General features: G+C 68.4%; 20 protein-coding genes. 19 read left to right on the forward strand and 1 reads right to left on the reverse strand.

Going from position 1 to position 19197, the window contains the following annotated elements; all coding sequences use genetic code 11:
- The 19 genes from AC5RV2_RS06750 to AC5RV2_RS06840 all read left to right on the forward strand — a co-directional run.
- The coding region (locus tag AC5RV2_RS06750; RefSeq protein ID WP_494091725.1) for a tRNA lysidine(34) synthetase at positions 1–717 on the forward strand (717 nt) is incomplete at its 5' end.
- A 15-nt stretch (positions 718–732) separates the two neighbouring features.
- The gene (gene hpt, locus AC5RV2_RS06755; protein ID WP_494001927.1) at positions 733–1284 is read left to right on the forward strand and encodes a hypoxanthine phosphoribosyltransferase; all 552 of its coding nucleotides are present in this window, start codon (positions 733–735) and stop codon (positions 1282–1284) included.
- Between the two features lie 156 nt (positions 1285–1440).
- Positions 1441–3480 (forward strand): ATP-dependent zinc metalloprotease FtsH, encoded by a 2040-nt coding sequence (ftsH, locus tag AC5RV2_RS06760; RefSeq protein WP_494065439.1) that lies wholly within the window; start codon positions 1441–1443, stop codon positions 3478–3480.
- Between the two features lie 58 nt (positions 3481–3538).
- Positions 3539–4099, forward strand: coding sequence for a GTP cyclohydrolase I FolE (folE, locus tag AC5RV2_RS06765; protein WP_494065521.1), 561 nt, complete (start codon positions 3539–3541; stop codon positions 4097–4099).
- A gap of 25 nt (positions 4100–4124) precedes the next feature.
- Positions 4125–5030 carry a dihydropteroate synthase gene (gene folP, locus AC5RV2_RS06770; RefSeq protein ID WP_494091726.1) on the forward strand — a complete coding sequence of 302 codons (906 nt, stop codon included), beginning with the start codon at positions 4125–4127 and terminating at the stop codon, positions 5028–5030.
- 8 nt (positions 5031–5038) lie between these two features.
- Positions 5039–5422, forward strand: coding sequence for a dihydroneopterin aldolase (gene folB, locus AC5RV2_RS06775; protein ID WP_494091727.1), 384 nt, complete (start codon positions 5039–5041; stop codon positions 5420–5422).
- A complete protein-coding gene (folK, locus tag AC5RV2_RS06780) occupies positions 5419–5928 on the forward strand; it encodes a 2-amino-4-hydroxy-6-hydroxymethyldihydropteridine diphosphokinase (RefSeq protein WP_494065442.1) in 510 nt (169 codons plus the stop codon). Before folB ends, folK begins: the two co-directional genes overlap by 4 nt.
- 22 nt (positions 5929–5950) lie before the next feature.
- Positions 5951–6448, forward strand: a complete 498-nt coding sequence (locus AC5RV2_RS06785; RefSeq protein ID WP_494065443.1) for a DUF3180 domain-containing protein — start codon at positions 5951–5953, stop codon at positions 6446–6448.
- Complete coding sequence (locus AC5RV2_RS06790) at positions 6441–6953, forward strand: PH domain-containing protein (protein WP_494091728.1); 513 nt, start codon at positions 6441–6443, stop codon at positions 6951–6953. The genes AC5RV2_RS06785 and AC5RV2_RS06790 overlap by 8 nt, the downstream gene beginning before the upstream one ends.
- On the forward strand, positions 6950–8611 hold the full coding sequence (locus AC5RV2_RS06795) for a PH domain-containing protein (protein WP_494091729.1): 1662 nt from the start codon (positions 6950–6952) through the stop codon (positions 8609–8611). Before AC5RV2_RS06790 ends, AC5RV2_RS06795 begins: the two co-directional genes overlap by 4 nt.
- On the forward strand, positions 8595–9512 hold the full coding sequence (locus AC5RV2_RS06800; RefSeq protein WP_494065446.1) for a Rossmann-like and DUF2520 domain-containing protein: 918 nt from the start codon (positions 8595–8597) through the stop codon (positions 9510–9512). The genes AC5RV2_RS06795 and AC5RV2_RS06800 overlap by 17 nt, the downstream gene beginning before the upstream one ends.
- Positions 9509–10414, forward strand: coding sequence for a pantoate--beta-alanine ligase (gene panC / locus AC5RV2_RS06805; protein ID WP_494065447.1), 906 nt, complete (start codon positions 9509–9511; stop codon positions 10412–10414). Before AC5RV2_RS06800 ends, panC begins: the two co-directional genes overlap by 4 nt.
- Positions 10415–10479: 65 nt before the next feature.
- Positions 10480–11997: a lysine--tRNA ligase gene (gene lysS / locus AC5RV2_RS06810; RefSeq protein WP_494091730.1), complete on the forward strand. Its 1518-nt coding sequence runs from the start codon at positions 10480–10482 to the stop codon at positions 11995–11997.
- Positions 11998–11999: 2 nt separating this feature from the next.
- Positions 12000–12158 carry a hypothetical protein gene (locus AC5RV2_RS06815; protein WP_494065448.1) on the forward strand — a complete coding sequence of 53 codons (159 nt, stop codon included), beginning with the start codon at positions 12000–12002 and terminating at the stop codon, positions 12156–12158.
- Between the two features lie 221 nt (positions 12159–12379).
- Positions 12380–12712 (forward strand): histone-like nucleoid-structuring protein Lsr2, encoded by a 333-nt coding sequence (locus tag AC5RV2_RS06820; protein WP_494091731.1) that lies wholly within the window; start codon positions 12380–12382, stop codon positions 12710–12712.
- 164 nt (positions 12713–12876) lie between these two features.
- Positions 12877–15375, forward strand: a complete 2499-nt coding sequence (locus AC5RV2_RS06825; RefSeq protein WP_493978320.1) for an ATP-dependent Clp protease ATP-binding subunit — start codon at positions 12877–12879, stop codon at positions 15373–15375.
- A gap of 155 nt (positions 15376–15530) precedes the next feature.
- A complete protein-coding gene (locus AC5RV2_RS06830) occupies positions 15531–17651 on the forward strand; it encodes a S9 family peptidase (RefSeq protein WP_494091732.1) in 2121 nt (706 codons plus the stop codon).
- A gap of 9 nt (positions 17652–17660) precedes the next feature.
- A complete protein-coding gene (locus AC5RV2_RS06835; RefSeq protein WP_493978321.1) occupies positions 17661–18170 on the forward strand; it encodes an amino-acid N-acetyltransferase in 510 nt (169 codons plus the stop codon).
- A 98-nt stretch (positions 18171–18268) separates the two neighbouring features.
- A complete protein-coding gene (locus AC5RV2_RS06840) occupies positions 18269–18481 on the forward strand; it encodes a hypothetical protein (protein WP_494091733.1) in 213 nt (70 codons plus the stop codon).
- A 62-nt stretch (positions 18482–18543) separates the two neighbouring features.
- Here the strand turns inward: AC5RV2_RS06840 and AC5RV2_RS06845 are convergent.
- A partial coding sequence (locus AC5RV2_RS06845; protein ID WP_494091734.1) for an HhH-GPD family protein occupies positions 18544–19197 on the reverse strand: 654 nt, incomplete at its 5' end.

The raw sequence follows: 19197 nt of genomic DNA on the forward strand, positions 1-19197 counted from the left end.
CGCTACGCGGCGCTGGATGCCGCCGCGGCGGAACTCGGGGCCGCGGCGGTGCTGCTGGGGCACACCCTGGACGACCAGGCCGAGCAGGTGCTGCTGGGCCTGGGCCGCGGTTCGGGCACACGGTCGTTGGCCGGCATGCCGGTGAAGCGGGGCCGGTACCTGCGTCCGTTCCTATCGCTGCGCCGGGAAGACACCGAGGAGGTGTGCGCGGTCGCCGGGCTGCAGCCCTGGCACGACCCCGCCAACAGTGATCCGCAGTACATGCGCTCCCGGATCCGCATGCGGGTGATGCCGTTCCTGGAGGACGAGATGGGTCCCGGCGTCGCCCAGGCGCTGTGGCGGTCGGCACAGATCCTGGCCGCCGACGCCGACTACCTGCAGGCACGGGCGGCCGAGGAATACCGCCGGCTGCGGGTGGCCACACCGGACGGGCTGGAGCTGCCGCGGGAAGGCATGGAACAACTCCCGGCCGCCATGAAGCACCGCGTGATCGCCCTGGCCGCCGCCGAACTGGGCGGCGAAAACCCCAGCTACGAACGGCTGCAGGCGGCCGAATCGCTGCTGCGCCGCCAAGGCTCGGCCGGCCCGGTGCAGTTGGCCGGATTCGTCAGCGTCTACCGCCGGACTGCTGCCAACGCGGTTCACCAAGATGGCACAGGCTATGGCAATCTTGTGTTGAGAACAACTGGCCGCAGCCCCGGCCAGACAGACCGCTAGACCCGGGAGCATGTGGTGGATTCCAACGACGTCCAGGCAGACCTCAAGCACGTCCTCTACACCAAGGAGCAGATCCAGCAGCGCGTCGCCGAGCTGGCTGCCGAAATCGACAGGGACTATGAAGGGCGCGACCTGCTGATCGTCGGCGTCCTCAAGGGCGCGGTGATGGTCATGGCGGACCTGGCCCGGGCACTGCACAGCCACGTCAAGATGGACTGGATGGCCGTCTCCTCCTACGGCTCCGGCACCCAGTCCTCCGGCGTCGTGCGGATCCTGAAGGACCTCGAGACGGACTTGATGGGCAAGCACGTGCTCATCGTGGAGGACATCATCGACTCCGGCCTCACCCTGTCCTGGCTGAAGACCAACCTGATTTCCCGCGGTCCGGCCAGCGTGGAAATCTGCACCCTGCTGCGCAAGCCCGACGCCGCCAAGGTGGAAATCGACGTCAAGTACGTCGGCTACGAGATCCCGAACGAGTTCGTGGTGGGCTACGGGCTGGACTACGCCGAGCGCTACCGCAACCTGGACTTCATCGGCACCCTGGCACCGCACATCTACGAATAACCGCCGCACCGTCCGCCGCAGGCTAGGCTACGCCCAGAGGGAACTAATGCCCTCCCTTGAGCGTGAAGGAAGACGGACAGTGTATAGCTGTAGTAGCCGAAGTGCTGCCATCACGCGCGGACAAGCAGGAGGGACGGGCGCAAGCCCCCAAGTCGCATGAAATTGAAGAACCTTTTCAAGGGACCGATCATCTGGATTGTCCTGGTCCTGGTCATCCTCCTGATCGCCGTGCCCAATTTAGCCGGTCCGCAGTCTTCACGGGTCGACACCAGTGTGGGACTTGAACTGCTGCGGGACAACAAGGCGGAACAGGCCCGGATGAACGACGGCGCCCAGAGCGTCGACCTGACGTTGCGCGAAGACCTGGTCATCGACGACGCCAACAAGGGCAAGTCGATCACCTTCTTCTACAGCCGCGACCGCGGTCCCGACATCGTGGACGCGATCAACGCCTCCGACGTGGACACCTTCACCGACCAGCCGGTGGAGAACAACTGGTTCATGAGCTTCATCAGCCTGATCCTGCCCATCCTGATCATCGGCCTGATCTTCTGGTTCCTGCTCTCGCGCATGCAGGGCGGCGGTTCCAAGGTCATGCAGTTCGGCAAGTCCAAGGCGAAGATGATCACCAAGGACATGCCGCAGGTGACCTTCGCCGACGTCGCGGGCGTGGACGAGGCCGTGGAGGAACTGCACGAGATCAAGGAGTTCCTCTCCGAACCTGCCAAATTCCAGGCCGTCGGGGCGAAGATCCCCAAGGGCGTGCTGCTCTACGGTCCGCCCGGTACCGGCAAGACCCTGTTGGCCCGGGCCGTTGCCGGCGAAGCCGGCGTCCCCTTCTTCTCGATCTCCGGCTCCGACTTCGTGGAAATGTTCGTAGGCGTCGGCGCCTCCCGCGTCCGCGACCTGTTCGAACAGGCCAAGACCAATTCGCCGGCCATCATCTTCGTGGACGAAATCGACGCGGTCGGCCGGCACCGCGGCGCCGGCGTGGGCGGCGGCAACGACGAGCGCGAACAGACGCTGAACCAGCTGCTGGTCGAGATGGACGGCTTCGACGTCAAGACCAACGTCATCCTGATCGCCGCCACCAACCGTCCCGACGTGCTGGACCCGGCGTTGCTGCGCCCGGGCCGGTTCGACCGGCAGATCGCCGTCGAGGCCCCCGACCTGGAAGGCCGCCACCAGATCCTGCAGGTGCACGCCGCCGGCAAGCCCATGGCCCCGGGCGTGGACCTGCGTTCCCTGGCCAAGCGTGCGCCCGGATTCACCGGCGCCGACCTGGCCAACGTGCTCAACGAAGCCGCACTGCTGACCGCCCGGTCCAACGCCCAGCTGATCGACGACCGGGCGCTCGACGAAGCGATCGACCGTGTCATGGCCGGGCCGCAAAAGCGCTCCCGCGTCATGAAGGAGCACGAGCGCAAGATCACCGCCTACCACGAAGGCGGACACGCCCTGGTCGCGGCCGCGCTGCGCTACTCCGCGCCGGTCACCAAGGTCACCATCCTGCCCCGCGGCCGCGCCCTGGGCTACACCATGGTGGTGCCGGAGGACGACAAGTACTCCGTGACCCGCAACGAACTGCTGGACCAGCTCGCCTACGCCATGGGCGGCCGCGTGGCCGAGGAGATCGTCTTCCACGATCCGTCCACCGGCGCGTCTAACGACATCGAGAAGGCCACCAGCACCGCCCGCCAGATGGTCACCCAGTACGGCATGAGCGAACGCGTGGGTGCCGTGAAGCTGGGCCAGGGCGGCGGCGAACCGTTCCTGGGCCGCGACATGTCGCACGAACGCAACTACTCCGACCACGTCGCCTTCGTGGTGGATGAAGAAGTGCGCCGGCTCATCGACGACGCCCACGACGAGGCCTACGCGATCCTGACCGAGAACCGCGACGTGCTGGACCGGCTGGCCCTGGCCCTGTTGGAACGCGAGACGCTGAACCAGCGTGAGATCGCCGAGATCTTCCACGACCTGCGCCGCCGCGAGCTGCGGGACGTGTGGCTGTCCAAGGAAACCCGGCCGGTACACAACATCCCGCCGGTGGTTTCCCGCCGGGAGCGGGAAGCGGCCGCCAACGGCCAGCAGCAGGAAGGAAGCCACGCGGCCGTGATCGTGGACCCGAATCCGGCCGGCGGGGACCTTCCCGGGGATGACGGCCGAAGCGGCGTACCCGGCGCCAGCAGCTAGGATCACATACGTGACCGAATACGATGACGTTGTCGCAGAGCTGGATTTCGACCCGCTGATCGACCTGCCCAGGATCGAGAAGGCGGTGCGCGAAATCCTCATCGCCGTCGGCGAAGATCCCGACCGCGAAGGCCTGCGGGACACCCCGCAGCGGGTCGCCCGTTCGTACGCGGAGGTGTTTGCCGGCCTGCATCAGGACCCGGCGGACATCCTCGGCACCACGTTCGACATCAACCACGAGGAAATGGTGCTGGTCAAGGACATTCCGTTCTATTCGACCTGCGAGCACCATCTGGTCCCGTTCCACGGCACCGCCCACATTGGCTACATTCCGTCCCATGACGGTAAAGTGACCGGGTTGAGCAAGCTCGCCCGCCTGGTGGAAATCTACGCCCGGCGCCCGCAGGTGCAGGAACGCCTCACCACGCAGATCGTCGAGGCCATGGTCAAGTACCTGGAGCCCAAGGGCGCGATCGTCGTCGTCGAATGCGAACACATGTGCATGTCCATGCGCGGGGTCCGCAAGCCGGGGGCGAAGACAGTCACCTCGGCCGTGCGCGGCCAATTGCGCGAGCAGGCCACCCGAGCCGAGGCCATGAGCCTGATTATCGGACGATAGCGAAGAGAAGAGACGGTACAGATAGATGGATTCACTCGCCGCAGTCCCCGGAACCGGGCCCGCCACGTCGCCGCTGCCCGTGCTGCGCAAGGCGCGCGAGCCGAAGAAGTTCGCGGACCTGCCCAACGACCGTGCCGTCGTCATGGCCATCCTGAACGTCACCCCGGACTCGTTCAGCGACGGCGGCGACCACGCCAACAAGGAAGCGGCGATCGCCTACGGGCTGAAGCTGCTGTACGGCGGCGCCGACATCATCGATGTCGGCGGTGAATCCACCCGCCCCAACGCCGACTCGATCACCCCCGAGGAAGAGCAGAAGCGCATCCTCCCCGTCATCGAGGCACTGGTCAAGGCCGGCGCCCTGATCAGCGTGGACACCATGCACGTGGACACGGCGGCCAAGGCACTGGACGCCGGGGCGGCCATCGTCAACGACGTCTCCGGCATGACCCACGACCCGCACATGCCCGCCCTGGTGGCCGAGCGGAAGGTCCCCTACATCCTGATGCACCGGCGCGGGGACGCCCGGGAGGTCGACCCCAAGGCGGACTACCAGGACGTGGTGGCCGAGGTCCTCGCGGAGCTGACCGAGCTGCGGGACAAGTTCGTCGCCGCCGGCGTGGCGCCGGAGCAGATCATCCTGGATCCGGGACTGGGCTTCTCCAAGAACGCCGACCACAACTGGGAGCTGCTGCGCGCCACGGACCGGATCGCGGAACTGGGGCACAAGGTGCTGGTCGGCGCATCCCGCAAGCGGTTCCTCGGTTCCCTGCTGACCACCGCCGGCAAGGCCGCCGCACCCAAGGAACGCGACGAGGCCACGCTGGCGGTCTCCGCGCTGGCCGCCGCCAACGGCGCCTGGGGCGTGCGCGTGCACGACGCCGGCGCCTCGCTGGACGCGGTCAAAGTCGCCGCCGCCTGGACCAAGTAGGCCCGGACGTGACGCCAGCACCTCCGGCACGGCCGGACCTCATCAAGGTTTCCGGCATCAGGGCCACGGGCTACCACGGCGTGCTGGAGCATGAGCGCCGCGACGGCCAGCCGTTCATCGTCGACGTCACCCTGCACACCGACATCCGGGCCGCCGCGGCCGACGACGACCTGGCGAAGACCGCAAACTACGCCGAGCTCGCCGACCAGGTGGACGCGATCATCGCCGGCGAGGCCCTGCAGCTGATCGAAACCCTGGCCGAACGTATAGCCGACCACGTGCTGCGCACGTTCGCCGTGGCGGCGGTCGAGGTCACGGTGCACAAGCCGCAGGCGCCCATCCAGGTGGAGTTTTCCGACGTCACGGTCAGCATCTACCGGGAGCAGCCATGAGCGTCCGCGCGGTCCTGGCGCTGGGCAGCAACCTCGGCGCACGCAGCGACACCCTCTCGCACGCGGTGGCGGACCTGGTGGACACCCCCCACGTGCGCCTGCGCGAAGTCTCGGCCGTGGTGCAGACGAAGCCGGTCGGCGGCCCCGAGGACCAGCCGGACTACCTGAACATGGTGCTCGAGGTGGAGACCGACCTGGACCCGCACCAGTTGCTGGCCCATTGCCAGGCCGTGGAAAACAAGCACCACCGCACCCGCGACGTGCGGTGGGGGCCGCGGACGCTGGACGTGGACATCATCACCTACGGCGACCTCACGCTCAACGACGAGGACCTGGTCATCCCGCACCCGCGCGCGCACGAACGCGCCTTCGTGCTGGCGCCCTGGGCCTGGATGGACTCGAACGCCACGCTCAACGGCGTCCCGGTCGGCGAACTGGCCCAGGCGGCCGGCGACCTGGACGGCGTGGAACCCTACGAATCCGAGCCGTTCGAAGCCGGTCAATAGTGTCCGGCGGGGTGGGGGCTTCGTGAGGACCATCAGATACCGCGCTCTGGCGACCATCGCCGTCGTCACCGCAGTGCTGGGCTGGCTGGGCAACCTGCTCGCCGGGCGCGGCGGGCTGCCGGTGCCCGTCCTGCACCTCTCCTCGCTGGCCACGATGGCCGCCATCGCCGTCTTCACCCTGGTGCTCGGCCTCAAGGTGCGCCGCTGGCGCAACGGCAACCGGGACAAGGAGCTGAATCCGGTACTCGCGGCCCGCACGCTCGTGCTGGCCCAGGCCTGCGCCTATGCCGGGTCGCTGATCTTCGGCTGGCACAGCGGCATCATGGTGGACCAGCTCATGCTGCTGCTGTACCGGCCCGGCCTCGGGGCGCTGCCGGCCGTGCTGGCTATGATGGGCGGTGGCCTGGTCATGGTGGTGATCGGGCTGGTGGTGGAGCGTTTCTGCAAGCTTCCGCCCGAGGACACCGAAGCGGCCCAGGACAACGGTACCGAGGCCCAGGGCGAGGGGGAGTATGCCTAGCGAAGCGATCGATCCGGCCGGCATCAGCTGGATCCGGGTCTCGCCCAAGTACGTCACCGTGCGACTGGTCGGCTGGGCCATTTTCACGGTGGTCGCCGTCGCCCTGCTGTCCGCCCCGCTCGTCCTGGCGCTGACCGGCCTCTGGCCCGGCTTCCCGGCGTGGCTCGGCTGGCTGCTGAGCCTGGGCACGCTCGCGCTCTGCGTCTGGGCCGGGCTCCTGATCCCGCGCCAGGTCAGGGCCATCGGATATGCCGAACGCGACGAGGACCTGCTGATCCGGCGCGGACTGTTTTTCCAGCGCGTCATGGTGGTTCCCTACGGCCGGATGCAGTACGTGGATGTCGGCGTGGGGCCGCTGGAGCGGGCCTTCGGCCTGTGCTCGGTGAAGCTGCACACCGCCAGCCCGCAGACCAACGCCGGCATTCCGGGGGTGCCGGCGGCAGAAGGAGCCCGGCTGCGCGAACAACTCTCCGACCGCGGGCAGGCAAGGCTGGCCGGGCTATGACCGTTCCCGGCAGCAACGGGCAGGCCCCGCTGCCCGGGCAGGGGCCGGACGCGCCCGGCGAAGTAGTGCCGGCCTCCCAAGGGGTGCCCCTGACGCCGGACGCCACCGGCACCTGGCACCGCGTGCACCCCGTCTCGCCGCTGGTCCGCGGCTGGCTGGCGCTCGCGGCGATCGCCTACTTCTTCGGCCGGGACTGGTTCGAGGCGATGTTCCGCGGCGACGAGTTCTGGGGCCTGAGCGGGGGCCGCGCCGTCTGGACCGTGCTGGTCATGGCCGTGGTCGCCGTGCTGCTGGTGGGCGGATTCTTCCTCTCCTGGTGGTTCACCCGGTATCAGGTCACCGACGACCATGTCCGGGTGAACTCCGGCGTCCTGTTCCGCCAGCACCGCCAGGCGCGGCTGGACCGGGTGCAGGCGATCGACGTCATCCAGCCGCTGCTGGCACGGATCTTCGGCCTGGCCGAACTCAAATTCGAAGTGGCCGACGCCGGCGAATCGGCCGTGCGGCTGGCCTACCTTCCGCTGGCCTCGGCGCAGCAGCTGCGCGCCACCATCCTGGCCCGGGCCGCCGGCCTGGGCAGCGATCCCGCGCATCCGCAGGAAGCGGTGGCCGAAGCCCCCGAACAGCAGATCCTGGCCATCCCGGGCGGCCGGATCCTCGGCGCGGTGTTGCTGTCCGGAACCACGCTGTTCCTGCTCATCATGCTGATCGCGGCCGGGCTCTCGACCTTTGTGTTCGGTGCCGCGTTCGGCCCGGCCTTTTTGGTCCCCGCGGCGTTCGGCGTGGTGGCCGGCTACTGGTCCACCTTCAGCACCGGCTACAACTTCCGCGCCGCCATCTCCCCGGACGGCATCCGGCTCCGCTACGGCCTGCTGGAGACCCGGGCGCAGACCGTCCCGCCGGGGCGCGTGCAGGCCGTGGAGATCATGCAGTCGCCGCTGTGGCGCCTCAAGGGCTGGTACCGGATGCGGGTGAACGTGGCCGGCTACGGCCTCAGCGCGGAGAACGCGGGCGCCCGCACCACGTTGCTGCCGGTGGGCACGCAGCAGGAAGTCATGCAGATGCTGGCGCTGGTGCTCCCGGACCCTGGCACCGAGGATCCGTTCACCGTCTTCGGGGCGGGCCTGGACGGGATAGCGGCCAAGGACCAGGACGACGCCGGCGCCTCCGACGGCGGATTCGTCACCTCGCCGCGGCGGGTGCGGTGGCTGTCCTGGCTGACCTGGCGGCGCAACGGCTTCGCCGTCACCGGGACCGCCTTGCTGGCCCGCAGCGGCCGGCTCTGGCGCAGCCTCTCGGTGGTGCCGCACGAGCGGACCCAGTCCATCGCGCTGCACCAGGGCCCGCTGGCCCGCCGCCTGCGCGTGGCGGACCTGCGCCTGCACACGACCGCCGGACCGGTCACGCCGGTGATCTACCAGGTCGACGCCGACACCGCCCGCCGGCTCTTCGACGAGCAGTCGGTCCGGGCCGCCGCGGCCCGGCGCCGCAGCGTCCCGGAACGCTGGCTGGAAGCCCGGGGGGCCGGATCCGATCCCGTCCCCGACGCGGCGGAGGGGCCCCCGGGCGGCATCCGCGGGCCGGCGCAGCAGGACGAACCGGCGCAGCAGGACGAACCACAAGGGAACAAGGAGGGCCGCGATGGTGGGCAGGAGTAGGCCCGGACGGCTGGGCATCGGAGTCATCGGCGCCGGCAAGGTCGGCGCCGTCCTCGGTGCCGCGCTGCGCGGCGTGGGGCACGCCGTCGTCGGGGTGTCAGCGGTGTCTGAGGACAGTCGGGAACGAGCCGAAAACCTGCTGCCCGGCGTTCCGGTGCTGCAGATCCCCGAGATCGTGGAACGGGCCGAACTGGTGCTGTTGGCGGTACCGGACGACGCCCTGCCGGAACTGGTGGACGGCTTGGCCGCGGCCGGGGTTTGGCAGCCGGGCCAGCTCGTGGTGCATACCTCCGGGCGCTACGGCACCGCGGTGCTGGCGCCGGCCCGGGCCAAGGGCGCCATCCCGCTGGCCATCCACCCGGCCATGACCTTCACGGGCATGAGCCTGGACCTCGCCCGGCTGAATGACTGCAGCTTCGGGGTGACGGCCGAGGCCACGGTGCTGCCGATCGCCCAGGCGCTGGTCGTGGAGATGGGCGGCGAACCGGTGGTCATCGCCGAGAAGGACCGCACGCTCTACCACGCCGCCCTGGCGCACGCCTCGAACCACCTGGTGACCATCGCGGCCCAGTCGGCGCAACTGCTGGCCGAGGTTGGCGTGGAGCAGCCGGACCGGGTGCTCAGCGGGCTGATGCGGGCATCCCTGGAGAACGCGCTGGCCTCCGGGGAAGCGGCCCTGACCGGGCCCGTGGCCCGCGGCGACGCCGGCACCGTCCGCAGCCACCACGAGGCGCTGCTGCGCCGCGAGGTGGATTCGGGCGGCACCGACATCCGGCTGGCCTACGAGGAACTGGCCCGGGCAACGGCCCAGCGGGCCCTGCAGCGCGGCCTGCTGAAAGAGGCCCGCGCAACCGAAATCCTGGACATCCTTGCCCAGTCCCGTCCGGAGGAGAACGCGTGACGACCCGCCCCCGCCTGGTGAAAACCCGCAGCGAATTGAAGGACGCCACGGCCGGCCTGCTGGCGGCAGCGGGGGCCGCCGGGCGGCCTTCGCTGGGACTGGTCCCGACCATGGGAGCGCTGCATGCAGGCCACGCAGCGCTGGTGCGTGCCGCGCGGCAGGCGTGCGACGTCGTCGTGGTTTCCGTGTTCGTGAATCCGCTGCAATTCGGCGAGCAGCAGGACCTGGACCGCTACCCCCGCACGCTGGAAGCCGACCTGGACCTGCTGGCGGCGTGCGGGGCGGACGTGGTGTTCGCCCCCGCAGTCGAAGAGGTCTACCCGGACGGCGAGCCGCTGGTCAGGATCGACGCCGGCGCGCTGGGCGCGAAGTTCGAGGGCGCCTCCCGCCCCGGCCACTTCGACGGCGCCCTCACCGTGGTGGCCAAGCTGCTCCATTACGGGCTGCCCGCGGCGGCCGGCGCGGCCGGCTACCGCGCCTACTTCGGCCAGAAGGACGCGCAGCAGCTCGTGCTGGTGAAGCGGATGGTGGCCGACCTGAACTTTCCGGTGGACATTGTGGGTGTGCCCACGGTGCGCGACGACGACGGGCTCGCACTCTCCAGCCGCAACCGTTTCCTGAACGACGCCGAGCGGGAAGCGGCGCTGGTGCTTTCCCGCAGCCTGGCGTACCTCCGCGGACAGGCCGACCGGCACGAACCGCTGGACGTGGACGGCGCACTGGCCATGATCGAGTCGGTGCCGCTCGTCCGGCTGGACTACCTGGACGTGGTGGATCCCCGCACGCTCGAGCCGCTGGCCTTCAACTGCAGGGAAACCCCGTTCACCGGCGAGGCCCTGGTGCTGGTCGCCGCGCAGGTCGGCCCGGTTCGGCTGATCGACAACGCGCAGCTCGGCTACTGACGCCCACGGACGAAGGCCAGGGACGTTTGGCTGGCCCGGCCCCGGTACCGGTACCCTTAACTACCGTGACCCGCGATAATTCCCCCACCCCACATCCCGCAGCCGAGGCTGCCGACGCCTCCGAGCAGATGCACGTGCGCATGGCCAAGCGCGCCAAACTCCTGGAGCGCGGGGCCGAGGCGTACCCGGTGGGCGTGGACCGGACCCATACGCTGGCCGAGGTGCGCGAAAAGTACGGCCACCTCGAGGCAGACGAGACCACCGGCGACGTCGTGGGCGTGTCCGGGCGCGTGGTCTTCATTCGCAACACCGGCAAACTCTGCTTCGCGACCCTGCAGGAAGGCAGCGGGGTCCGCCTGCAGGCAATGTTGAGCCTGGCGAACATCGGCGAGGAAGCGCTCGCGGACTGGAAGGCCCTCGTGGACCTGGGCGACCACGTGTTCATCCGCGGCGAAGTCATCAGCTCCAAGCGCGGCGAACTGTCCGTGATGGCCGATACCTGGCAGATGGCCTCCAAGGCGTTGCGTCCGCTGCCCGTGCTGCATGCCGGCCTGAGTGAAGAGACCCGCGTGCGGCAGCGGTACGTGGACCTCATGGTGCGCGACGAAGCACGCCAGATGGTTTACACCCGCGCCGCCGTCATCCGCTCCATCCGGGAGACCCTCCACTCCCACGGCTACGTGGAAGTGGAGACCCCCATGCTGCAACTGGTGCACGGAGGCGCGACGGCCCGTCCCTTCGAGACCCACCTGAACGCCTTTGACCAGGACATGACCCTGCGCATTGCCACGGAGCTTTACCTCAAGCGCGCTGTGGTCGGCGGCATAGACCGGGTCTTTGAGATCGGCCGGATCTTCCGCAATGAAGGCGTTGACTCCACCCACAGCCCCGAATTCACCACGCTGGAAAGCTACGAGGCGTATGCCGACCAGTTCGTCATGGGGGAGCGCATGAAGGAAATGATCCTGAATGTGGCCGACACCATCGGCACGCGCGTCATTGAAACCCCGCAGGGCACCATTGACCTGAATGGGGAATGGCGCTGGCTGGGCGTCTATCCCGGTTTGTCCGAAGCGGTGGGTCGGGAAATCACCCCGCAGACCGGCGGTGAAGAGCTGCGCGAAATAGCCGAGCAGCACGGCGTGAAGATCGACCCGAAGTGGGATACCCAGAAGGTGGTCGTCGAGCTGTTCGGCGAAATCGTCGAACCCAGGCTGCTGCAGCCGACCTTCGTGTACGATTACCCGCCGGCAGCGCAGCCGCTCGCGCGCAACCACCGCGACAATCCGGAGTTGATTGAGGCCTGGGACCTGATCATTGGCGGAATGGAACGCGGGACCGCTTTCTCCGAGCTGATTGATCCGGTGATTCAGCGCGAACGCCTGACCGAGCAGTCGCGAATGGCGGCGGCAGGAGACGAGGAAGCGATGCAGCTGGACGAAGACTTCCTGCGTGCCCTCGAATACGGCGCGCCGCCGATGGGCGGAATCGGACTGGGCATCGACCGATTGGTGATGCTTTTCACCCAGGTGGGAATCCGCGAAACGATTCTGTTCCCGCTGCTGAAGCCGGAGCTGGGCTGAGCATGGAATATCTGTGGGTACTCGCGCCGTCGGTGGGTGTCGGGCTTTTGTTCTATTTCGTGATGAAAGCCATATTCAACGCCGACCGGAAAGAACGCGAAGCGCTGGCCGAGGCCGAGCGCGAAGCCGAAAGGCGCGCGGCCGAAGGCCGCGAGGAATAGGGGAAGGCCCCGGACAAGCATCAATTGTCCGGGGTTTTTCCTTTAATCACATTCGCGCGCGACATACCGGTATTTCCCACACGGTCAAATCCGCTCTGATCCATGCCGGATTGCAGGACGATCGAATCCGGCTGTATTGCCTTGAAATGGAGTGTAGGACATAATAAGCATGGTTCGGATTATGCCGGACATATAGATACACCCACCCAAAGGAGCCTTCTGTGGCGCAAGAAGTAAAAATCATTCTGGTTGATGATCTGGATGGTGGCTCGGCCGATGAAACGGTCCGGTTCAGCCTGGATTCCAGCAGCTACGAAATTGATCTTTCTTCATCGCATGCCGAGGCGCTTCGCGACGCGCTCAAGCCGTACATTTCTTCCGGCCGGAAGATTCCTGCCCGGGGCTCCAAGGCCGCCAAGCCGGCCGGCAGCACACGCAACCAGGACGCCTCGGCGATCCGCGCGTGGGCACGGGAGAACGGTTACAACGTTAGCGACCGCGGACGTGTGCAATCCGAAATCATCGAGGCCTACAAGGCCGCCCACGGGGGATAACGGGCGGCCCGTTCCATCACGGGCAGATCGATCGGCGGGGCGGACAGGCAACTGTCCGCCCCGTTTGCCGTCCTGCAGAGGGCATTACCCCTAGGGCGAACAGAACGCACAACAGCCATCCGGGCACGTAGCATCAAAGTACGCAGTAGCTAGGAGTGTGCGAGATGTTTGAGAGATTTACCGACCGTGCCCGTCGCGTTGTCGTGCTGGCTCAAGAAGAAGCCCGCATGCTCAACCACAACTACATCGGCACCGAACACATCCTCCTCGGATTGATCCACGAGGGTGAGGGCGTTGCCGCCAAAGCACTGGAGTTCCTCGGCGTCTCGCTGAACGGCGTTCGTGAGCAGGTCCAGGAGATCATCGGCCAGGGCCAGCAGGCTCCGAGCGGCCACATTCCGTTCACGCCGCGCGCCAAGAAGGTTTTGGAGCTGTCGCTGCGCGAGGCCCTCCAGCTCGGCCACAACTACATCGGCACCGAGCACATCCTGCTGGGTCTGATCCGCGAAGGCGAAGGCGTGGCCACGCAGGTGCTGGTCAAGCTGGGCGCCGACCTCAACCGCGTGCGCCAGCAGGTCATCCAGCTGCTCTCCGGCTACCAGGGCAAGGAGCCGGTCACCGCCGGCCAGCAGCAGGAAGGCACTCCTGCCGGATCGGTGGTGCTGGACCAGTTCGGCCGGAACCTCACACAGGCTGCGCGTGAATCCAAGCTCGACCCGGTCATCGGGCGCGAGCATGAAATGGAACGCGTCATGCAGGTGCTCTCCCGCCGCACCAAGAACAACCCGGTGTTGATCGGCGAGCCCGGCGTCGGCAAGACAGCCGTCGTGGAGGGCCTGGCCCAGGCGATTGTCCGCGGCGACGTGCCCGAGACCATCAAGGACAAGCAGCTCTACACTCTGGACCTGGGGTCCCTGGTGGCCGGGTCACGCTACCGCGGTGACTTCGAGGAGCGGCTGAAGAAGGTCCTGAAGGAAATCCGGACCCGTGGCGACATCATCCTGTTCATCGACGAGATCCACACCCTGGTGGGTGCCGGTGCCGCCGAGGGCGCGATCGACGCGGCCTCCATCCTGAAGCCGATGCTGGCGCGCGGCGAACTGCAGACCATCGGTGCCACCACCCTGGACGAGTACCGCAAGCACATCGAGAAGGACGCCGCGCTGGAGCGCCGGTTCCAGCCGATCCAGGTGGAAGAGCCGTCCGTGGAGCATGCCGTGCTGATCCTCAAGGGACTGCGGGACCGCTACGAGGCGCACCACCGCGTGTCCATCACCGACGGCGCCCTGGATGCCGCCGCGCATCTGGCCCACCGGTACATCTCGGACCGCTTCCTGCCGGACAAGGCAATCGACCTGATCGACGAGGCCGGGGCGCGGCTGCGCATCCGCCGGATGACCGCACCGCCGGAGCTCAAGGACATCGACGAGCGCATCGCCGAGCTGAAGAAGCAGAAGGAATCGGCCATCGACGCCCAGGACTTCGAGGGCGCCGCGACACTGCGGGACCAGGAAGGCAGGCTGCAGGACGAGCGGGCCGAAAAGGAACGCGCCTGGAAGTCCGGGGACCTGGATGAGATCGCCGAAGTGGACGAGGACCTGGTGGCAGAAGTGCTGGCCAACTCCACCGGCATCCCCGTGTTCAAGCTGACCGAGGAAGAGTCCAGCCGCCTGATGCACATGGAGGCCGAGCTGCACAAGCGCGTGATTGGCCAGGACGAGGCGATCAAGGCCATCTCGCAGGCGATCCGCCGTACCCGTGCCGGCCTGAAGGACCCCAACCGTCCCTCCGGCTCGTTCATCTTCGCCGGCCCCACCGGCGTCGGCAAGACCGAGCTCGCCAAGGCCCTGGCGGAATTCCTCTTCGGTGAGGAAGACGCGCTGATCACCCTGGACATGTCCGAGTACTCGGAGAAGCACACGGTCTCGCGGCTGTTCGGTGCCCCTCCGGGCTACGTGGGCTACGAAGAAGGCGGTCAGCTGACCGAAAAGGTCCGCCGTCGCCCGTTCTCCGTGGTGCTCTTCGACGAGGTGGAGAAGGCGCACGCCGACCTGTTCAACTCGCTGCTGCAGATCCTCGAGGACGGCCGCCTGACGGACAGCCAGGGACGCGTCGTGGACTTCAAGAACACGGTGATCATCATGACCACCAACCTTGGCACCCGCGACATCTCGAAGGGCGTCATGACCGGTTTCCAATCCGGCACGGACACCAAGACCGGGTACGAGCGGATGCGCGCCCGGGTCCAGGATGAGCTCAAGCAGCACTTCCGGCCCGAGTTCCTCAACCGCGTCGACGACACCGTGGTCTTCCCGCAGCTGAGCGAGGAAGAAATCGTCCAGATCGTGGACCTGTTCGTCGAGCGTCTGCGGAAGCGGCTCGCCGAGAAGAGCCTCAAGATCGACCTGACCGACGCGGCCAAGGTGCTGCTGGCCACCCGCGGCTACGATCCCACCATGGGTGCCCGGCCGCTGCGCCGGACCATCCAGCGGGAGATCGAGGACCAGCTCTCCGAGAAGATCCTCTTCGGCGAGTTCCACCCGGGCGAGACCATCCACGTGGATGTCGAGGGCGAAGACGACGCGGCGACGTTCGTCTTCAGCAGCACCGGAGCACCCAAGGCAATCGAGGGAGTCCCGGACACCCCGGCACTTTCCCAGTAGCCTGCACCGTACTGCGCAGGGAGAACCCCGGCTTCGGCCGGGGTTCTCCCGGTTAACCGGAGGGCGCCACGTCGCAGGGCCTGCAGCGGCGTAGCAAAACCGCGAATTGCCGCCATTTCCTGTGATCCGTCACACAAGTAGTGTTTACTTACTCCATGCGTTCTGAAGCAATCACTTCCGAAATGCGGCCCGAGCTGCCCCTCCAGCAGGGTGCCGCCACCCCGTTCCACGACCTGGACCGCTTCATCGCGTTGCCGCGGCTCGGCTCCCTAGCCCTCAGCCCGGACGGCAGCCGCCTGGTGACCTGCGTCGGCGTGCTGAATCCCGCCTCCACCGACTACGTTTCGGCCCTCTGGGAGGTCGATCCGGCCGGTCAACGCCCGGCACGCCGGATTACGCGGAGCTCCAAGGGCGAGTCCGGCGCGGCTTTTGCCCGCAACGGCGACCTGTACTTCACGTCCGCGCGCCCGGATCCCGAGGACTCGGAGAAGGAACCGGTCCCGGCCCTGTGGCGCCTGCCGGCCGCCGGGGGTGAAGGCCGCGTGGTGCTCTCCCGGCCGGGCGGGGTCGCGGCGGTGCGCTGCGCGCGGGAGGCCGACACCGTGGTGGTCGACGCCCAGGTGTTGGGCGGGGCCGTCGACGAAGAGGACGACGCGGACCGCCGTGCCGCGCGGAAGGACAAGAAGGTCTCGGCGGTCCTGCATTCCGGGTACCCGGTGCGCTTCTGGGACCACGATCTGGGTCCGGGACAGAAGCGGCACTTCGTGCTGGAGGACAATGCGGAGGAGGCGGCCCGAACCATAACAGTGGACGACGAGCCGCAAGGCCGGCTGCGCAACATCACCGGCTGGGCGGGTAACGCCTTGCTGGAAACCGCCGCGGAGCTGAGCCCGGACGGCGCCACCCTGGTGGTCAATCTCCGCCGGGCGCTGGCGCGGGGCGACGCCCGCAGCGTGCTGGCCGCCGTGGACACGGCCACCGGCGGGCAGCGGATCCTGCTGGAGAGCCCGGACACCGATTATGCACCGGGCCCGGTCAGCCCCGACAACCGCACCGTAGTGGTGGTCTGCGAGACCGTCTCCGGGCCGCAGACCATTCCTTCCGTGACCCTGGGCCTGCTCCCGCTGGCCGGCGGCGAGTTGCGGCCGCTGGCTGCCGACTGGGACCGCTGGCCCAGCCCCGCAGCCTGGCTGCCCGACGGTTCGGGCCTGCTGGTCACCGCCGACGACGGCGGCCGCACCCCGGTGTTCTGCATCGACGTCGTCACCGGTGCCGTGCGGCGGGTGACGCACGACGATGCGGCCTACACCGACGTCGTGGTCAGCCCGGACGGGCAGTTCGCCTACGCGCTGCGCAGCTCCTACCTGTTTCCGCCCGAGCCGGTGCGCATCGACCTGTCCTCCGGCGAGGCCACGGTCCTGCCCTCGCCCGCGCCCCGCCCGGAGGTGGGCGGGAGGCTGGAAGAGATCACGACGACGGTGGCCGCCGGGGGCGCGGACATCCCCGTGCGTGCCTGGCTGGCCCTGCCCGCCGATGCGTCCGCGCAACAGCCGGCGCCGCTGGTGCTGTGGGTCCATGGCGGTCCGCTCGGCTCGTGGAACGCGTGGAGCTGGCGCTGGTGCCCCTGGCTGCTGGTGGCGCAGGGGTACGCGGTCCTGCTGCCGGACCCGGCCCTGTCCACCGGCTACGGCGACGACTTCATCCGGCGGGGCTGGGGGCAGTGGGGGCAGGCGCCCTATGAGGACCTGATGGCCGTCACCGACGCCGCCGTGCAGCGCGAGGACATCGACGGGACGCGGACGGCCGCGATGGGCGGTTCCTTCGGCGGTTACATGGCCAACTGGATCGCCGGGCATACCGACAGGTTCCGGGCCATCGTGACCCACGCCAGCCTCTGGGCGCTGGACCAGTTCGGGCCGACGACGGACGTTTCCCCGTACTGGGAGCGGGAGATGACGCCGGAGATGGCGCTCGAGAACTCCCCGCACCTGCACGTGCAGAACATCAACACACCCATGCTGGTGGTGCACGGGGACAAGGACTACCGGGTGCCGATCGGGGAGGGGCTGCGGCTCTGGTACGAACTGTTGTCCCGCTCGCAGCTGGCCGCCGGAGCGGACGGGAAGACCCCGCACCGGTTCCTGTACTTCCCGGACGAGAACCACTGGGTGCTCTCACCGCAGCATGCCCGGATCTGGTATTCGGTGGTGTGCAACTTCCTCGCCCGCCACGTGCTGGACCAGCAGACGGAGTTGCCGGCCGAACTGGGGCTTTAGACTGACTGGGTGACCGACGCCTTCAGTATCCGCCCCGCCCGCACCTCCGACGTCGTCCAGATCCGCCGGCTGGTCAAGCCGCTGGCCGACAAGCGGGTGCTGCTGGAGAAGGAGGCGGTGGCGTACTTCGAAGGCATCCAGGAGTTCCGGGTCGCGGAGACCCCGGCGGGTGAAATCGTGGGCTGCGGGGCGGTGCACGTCATGTGGGAGGACATCGCCGAGGTGCGCACGCTGGCCACCGCCGCACACTGGCGCGGCAAGGGAGTGGGCCGGGCCCTGCTCGACGAGCTGATCGCCGCCGCCAAGGACCTGGGCGTTAGCCGCGTGTTCTGCCTGACCTTCGAGGTGGACTTTTTCACCCGGCACGGGTTCGAGGTGATGGCCGACCAGTCGGTGGTGGACCCCGAGGTGTATTCCGAGCTGCTGCGTTCCACGGACGAAGGCGTGGCGGAGTTCCTCGACCTGGCCCGGGTCAAGCCCAATACCTTGGGCAACACGCGGATGATCCGCAGGCTCTGATCGGCCGCCCGTCGACACGTCCCGCCCGGGCCCCTAGGGTGGAGGCGTTGGGGAGGGAACAGCCGGCCCCTCGCGCCGGCGCGACGGTAAGGATGACCATGGGTGTGGGAGATGTCCCCGGCGGCGGCAAGGCAGAGCAGCAGGACGGCGCCGCCAAAGTGCAGGGAGACAAGCTGGACGGCCTCAAGGACAAGGCCGGTGACGCCGACGACGGCCAGCAGGAGCAGAGCGGCGGCGCAGCCGAACCGGGCGGCCGGGCCGACGGAATGGCCGGGGGCCGGCAGGAGCCTTCCGGCGGCGGGGACAACTAGCGGACCCGCCGGGCCGCCGCTCAGGCTGCGCTCTCACCAGCTGGCGCGCAGGAGCCGGTTTCCTACCCGGGCAGGCCGATGCCCCCGCCCGACGCGACGGCCAAACCGTCCGCGATCAGCCCGTCCAGGGCGCGGCCCAGTTGTTCGTCCCCGGCAGGCAGCGCGCGCAGTGCCGCGAGCGGCGTCCGGTAGGCCGCGGGCAGATCGGCCGGTTCAACGCTGCCGAGCAGGACCTCGCGCGGAACCGATGACTCGGCCTCGCGCAACACGGCCATCATGGCCCCGCGCACCTGCCGGTCGGTGCCCGCCCAGGCCTGGCCTCTGGGCACATAGTGGGCTTCGGGCCGGCCGGCCCTGACCCAGGCACAGCGGTCCAGCACCGGGCAGGCATCGCACTGCGGCGACCTCGCCGTGCAGATCAGCGCGCCGAGTTCCATGACGCCGGCATTCCACTCCTTGGTGCCGTGGACCGGCATCAGCTGGTGCGCCGTGCGCATTTCGGCGGCATTCAGCGACGGCGCGGGCAGCGCGGCTCCGGTGACCAGCCGGGCGTGCACGCGACGGATGTTCGTGTCCACCACGGTTTCCGGCAGCCCGAACGCGAAGGAAGCGACGGCGGCCGCGGTGTAGGTTCCGACGCCGGGGAGCTGCAGCAGGCTGGCATGGTCATCCGGCACGCGGCCGCCGTGCCGGTCCACGATGGCGGCAGCTGCGGC

It is taken from the genome of Arthrobacter sp. Y3225116 (genome assembly GCF_059091245.1).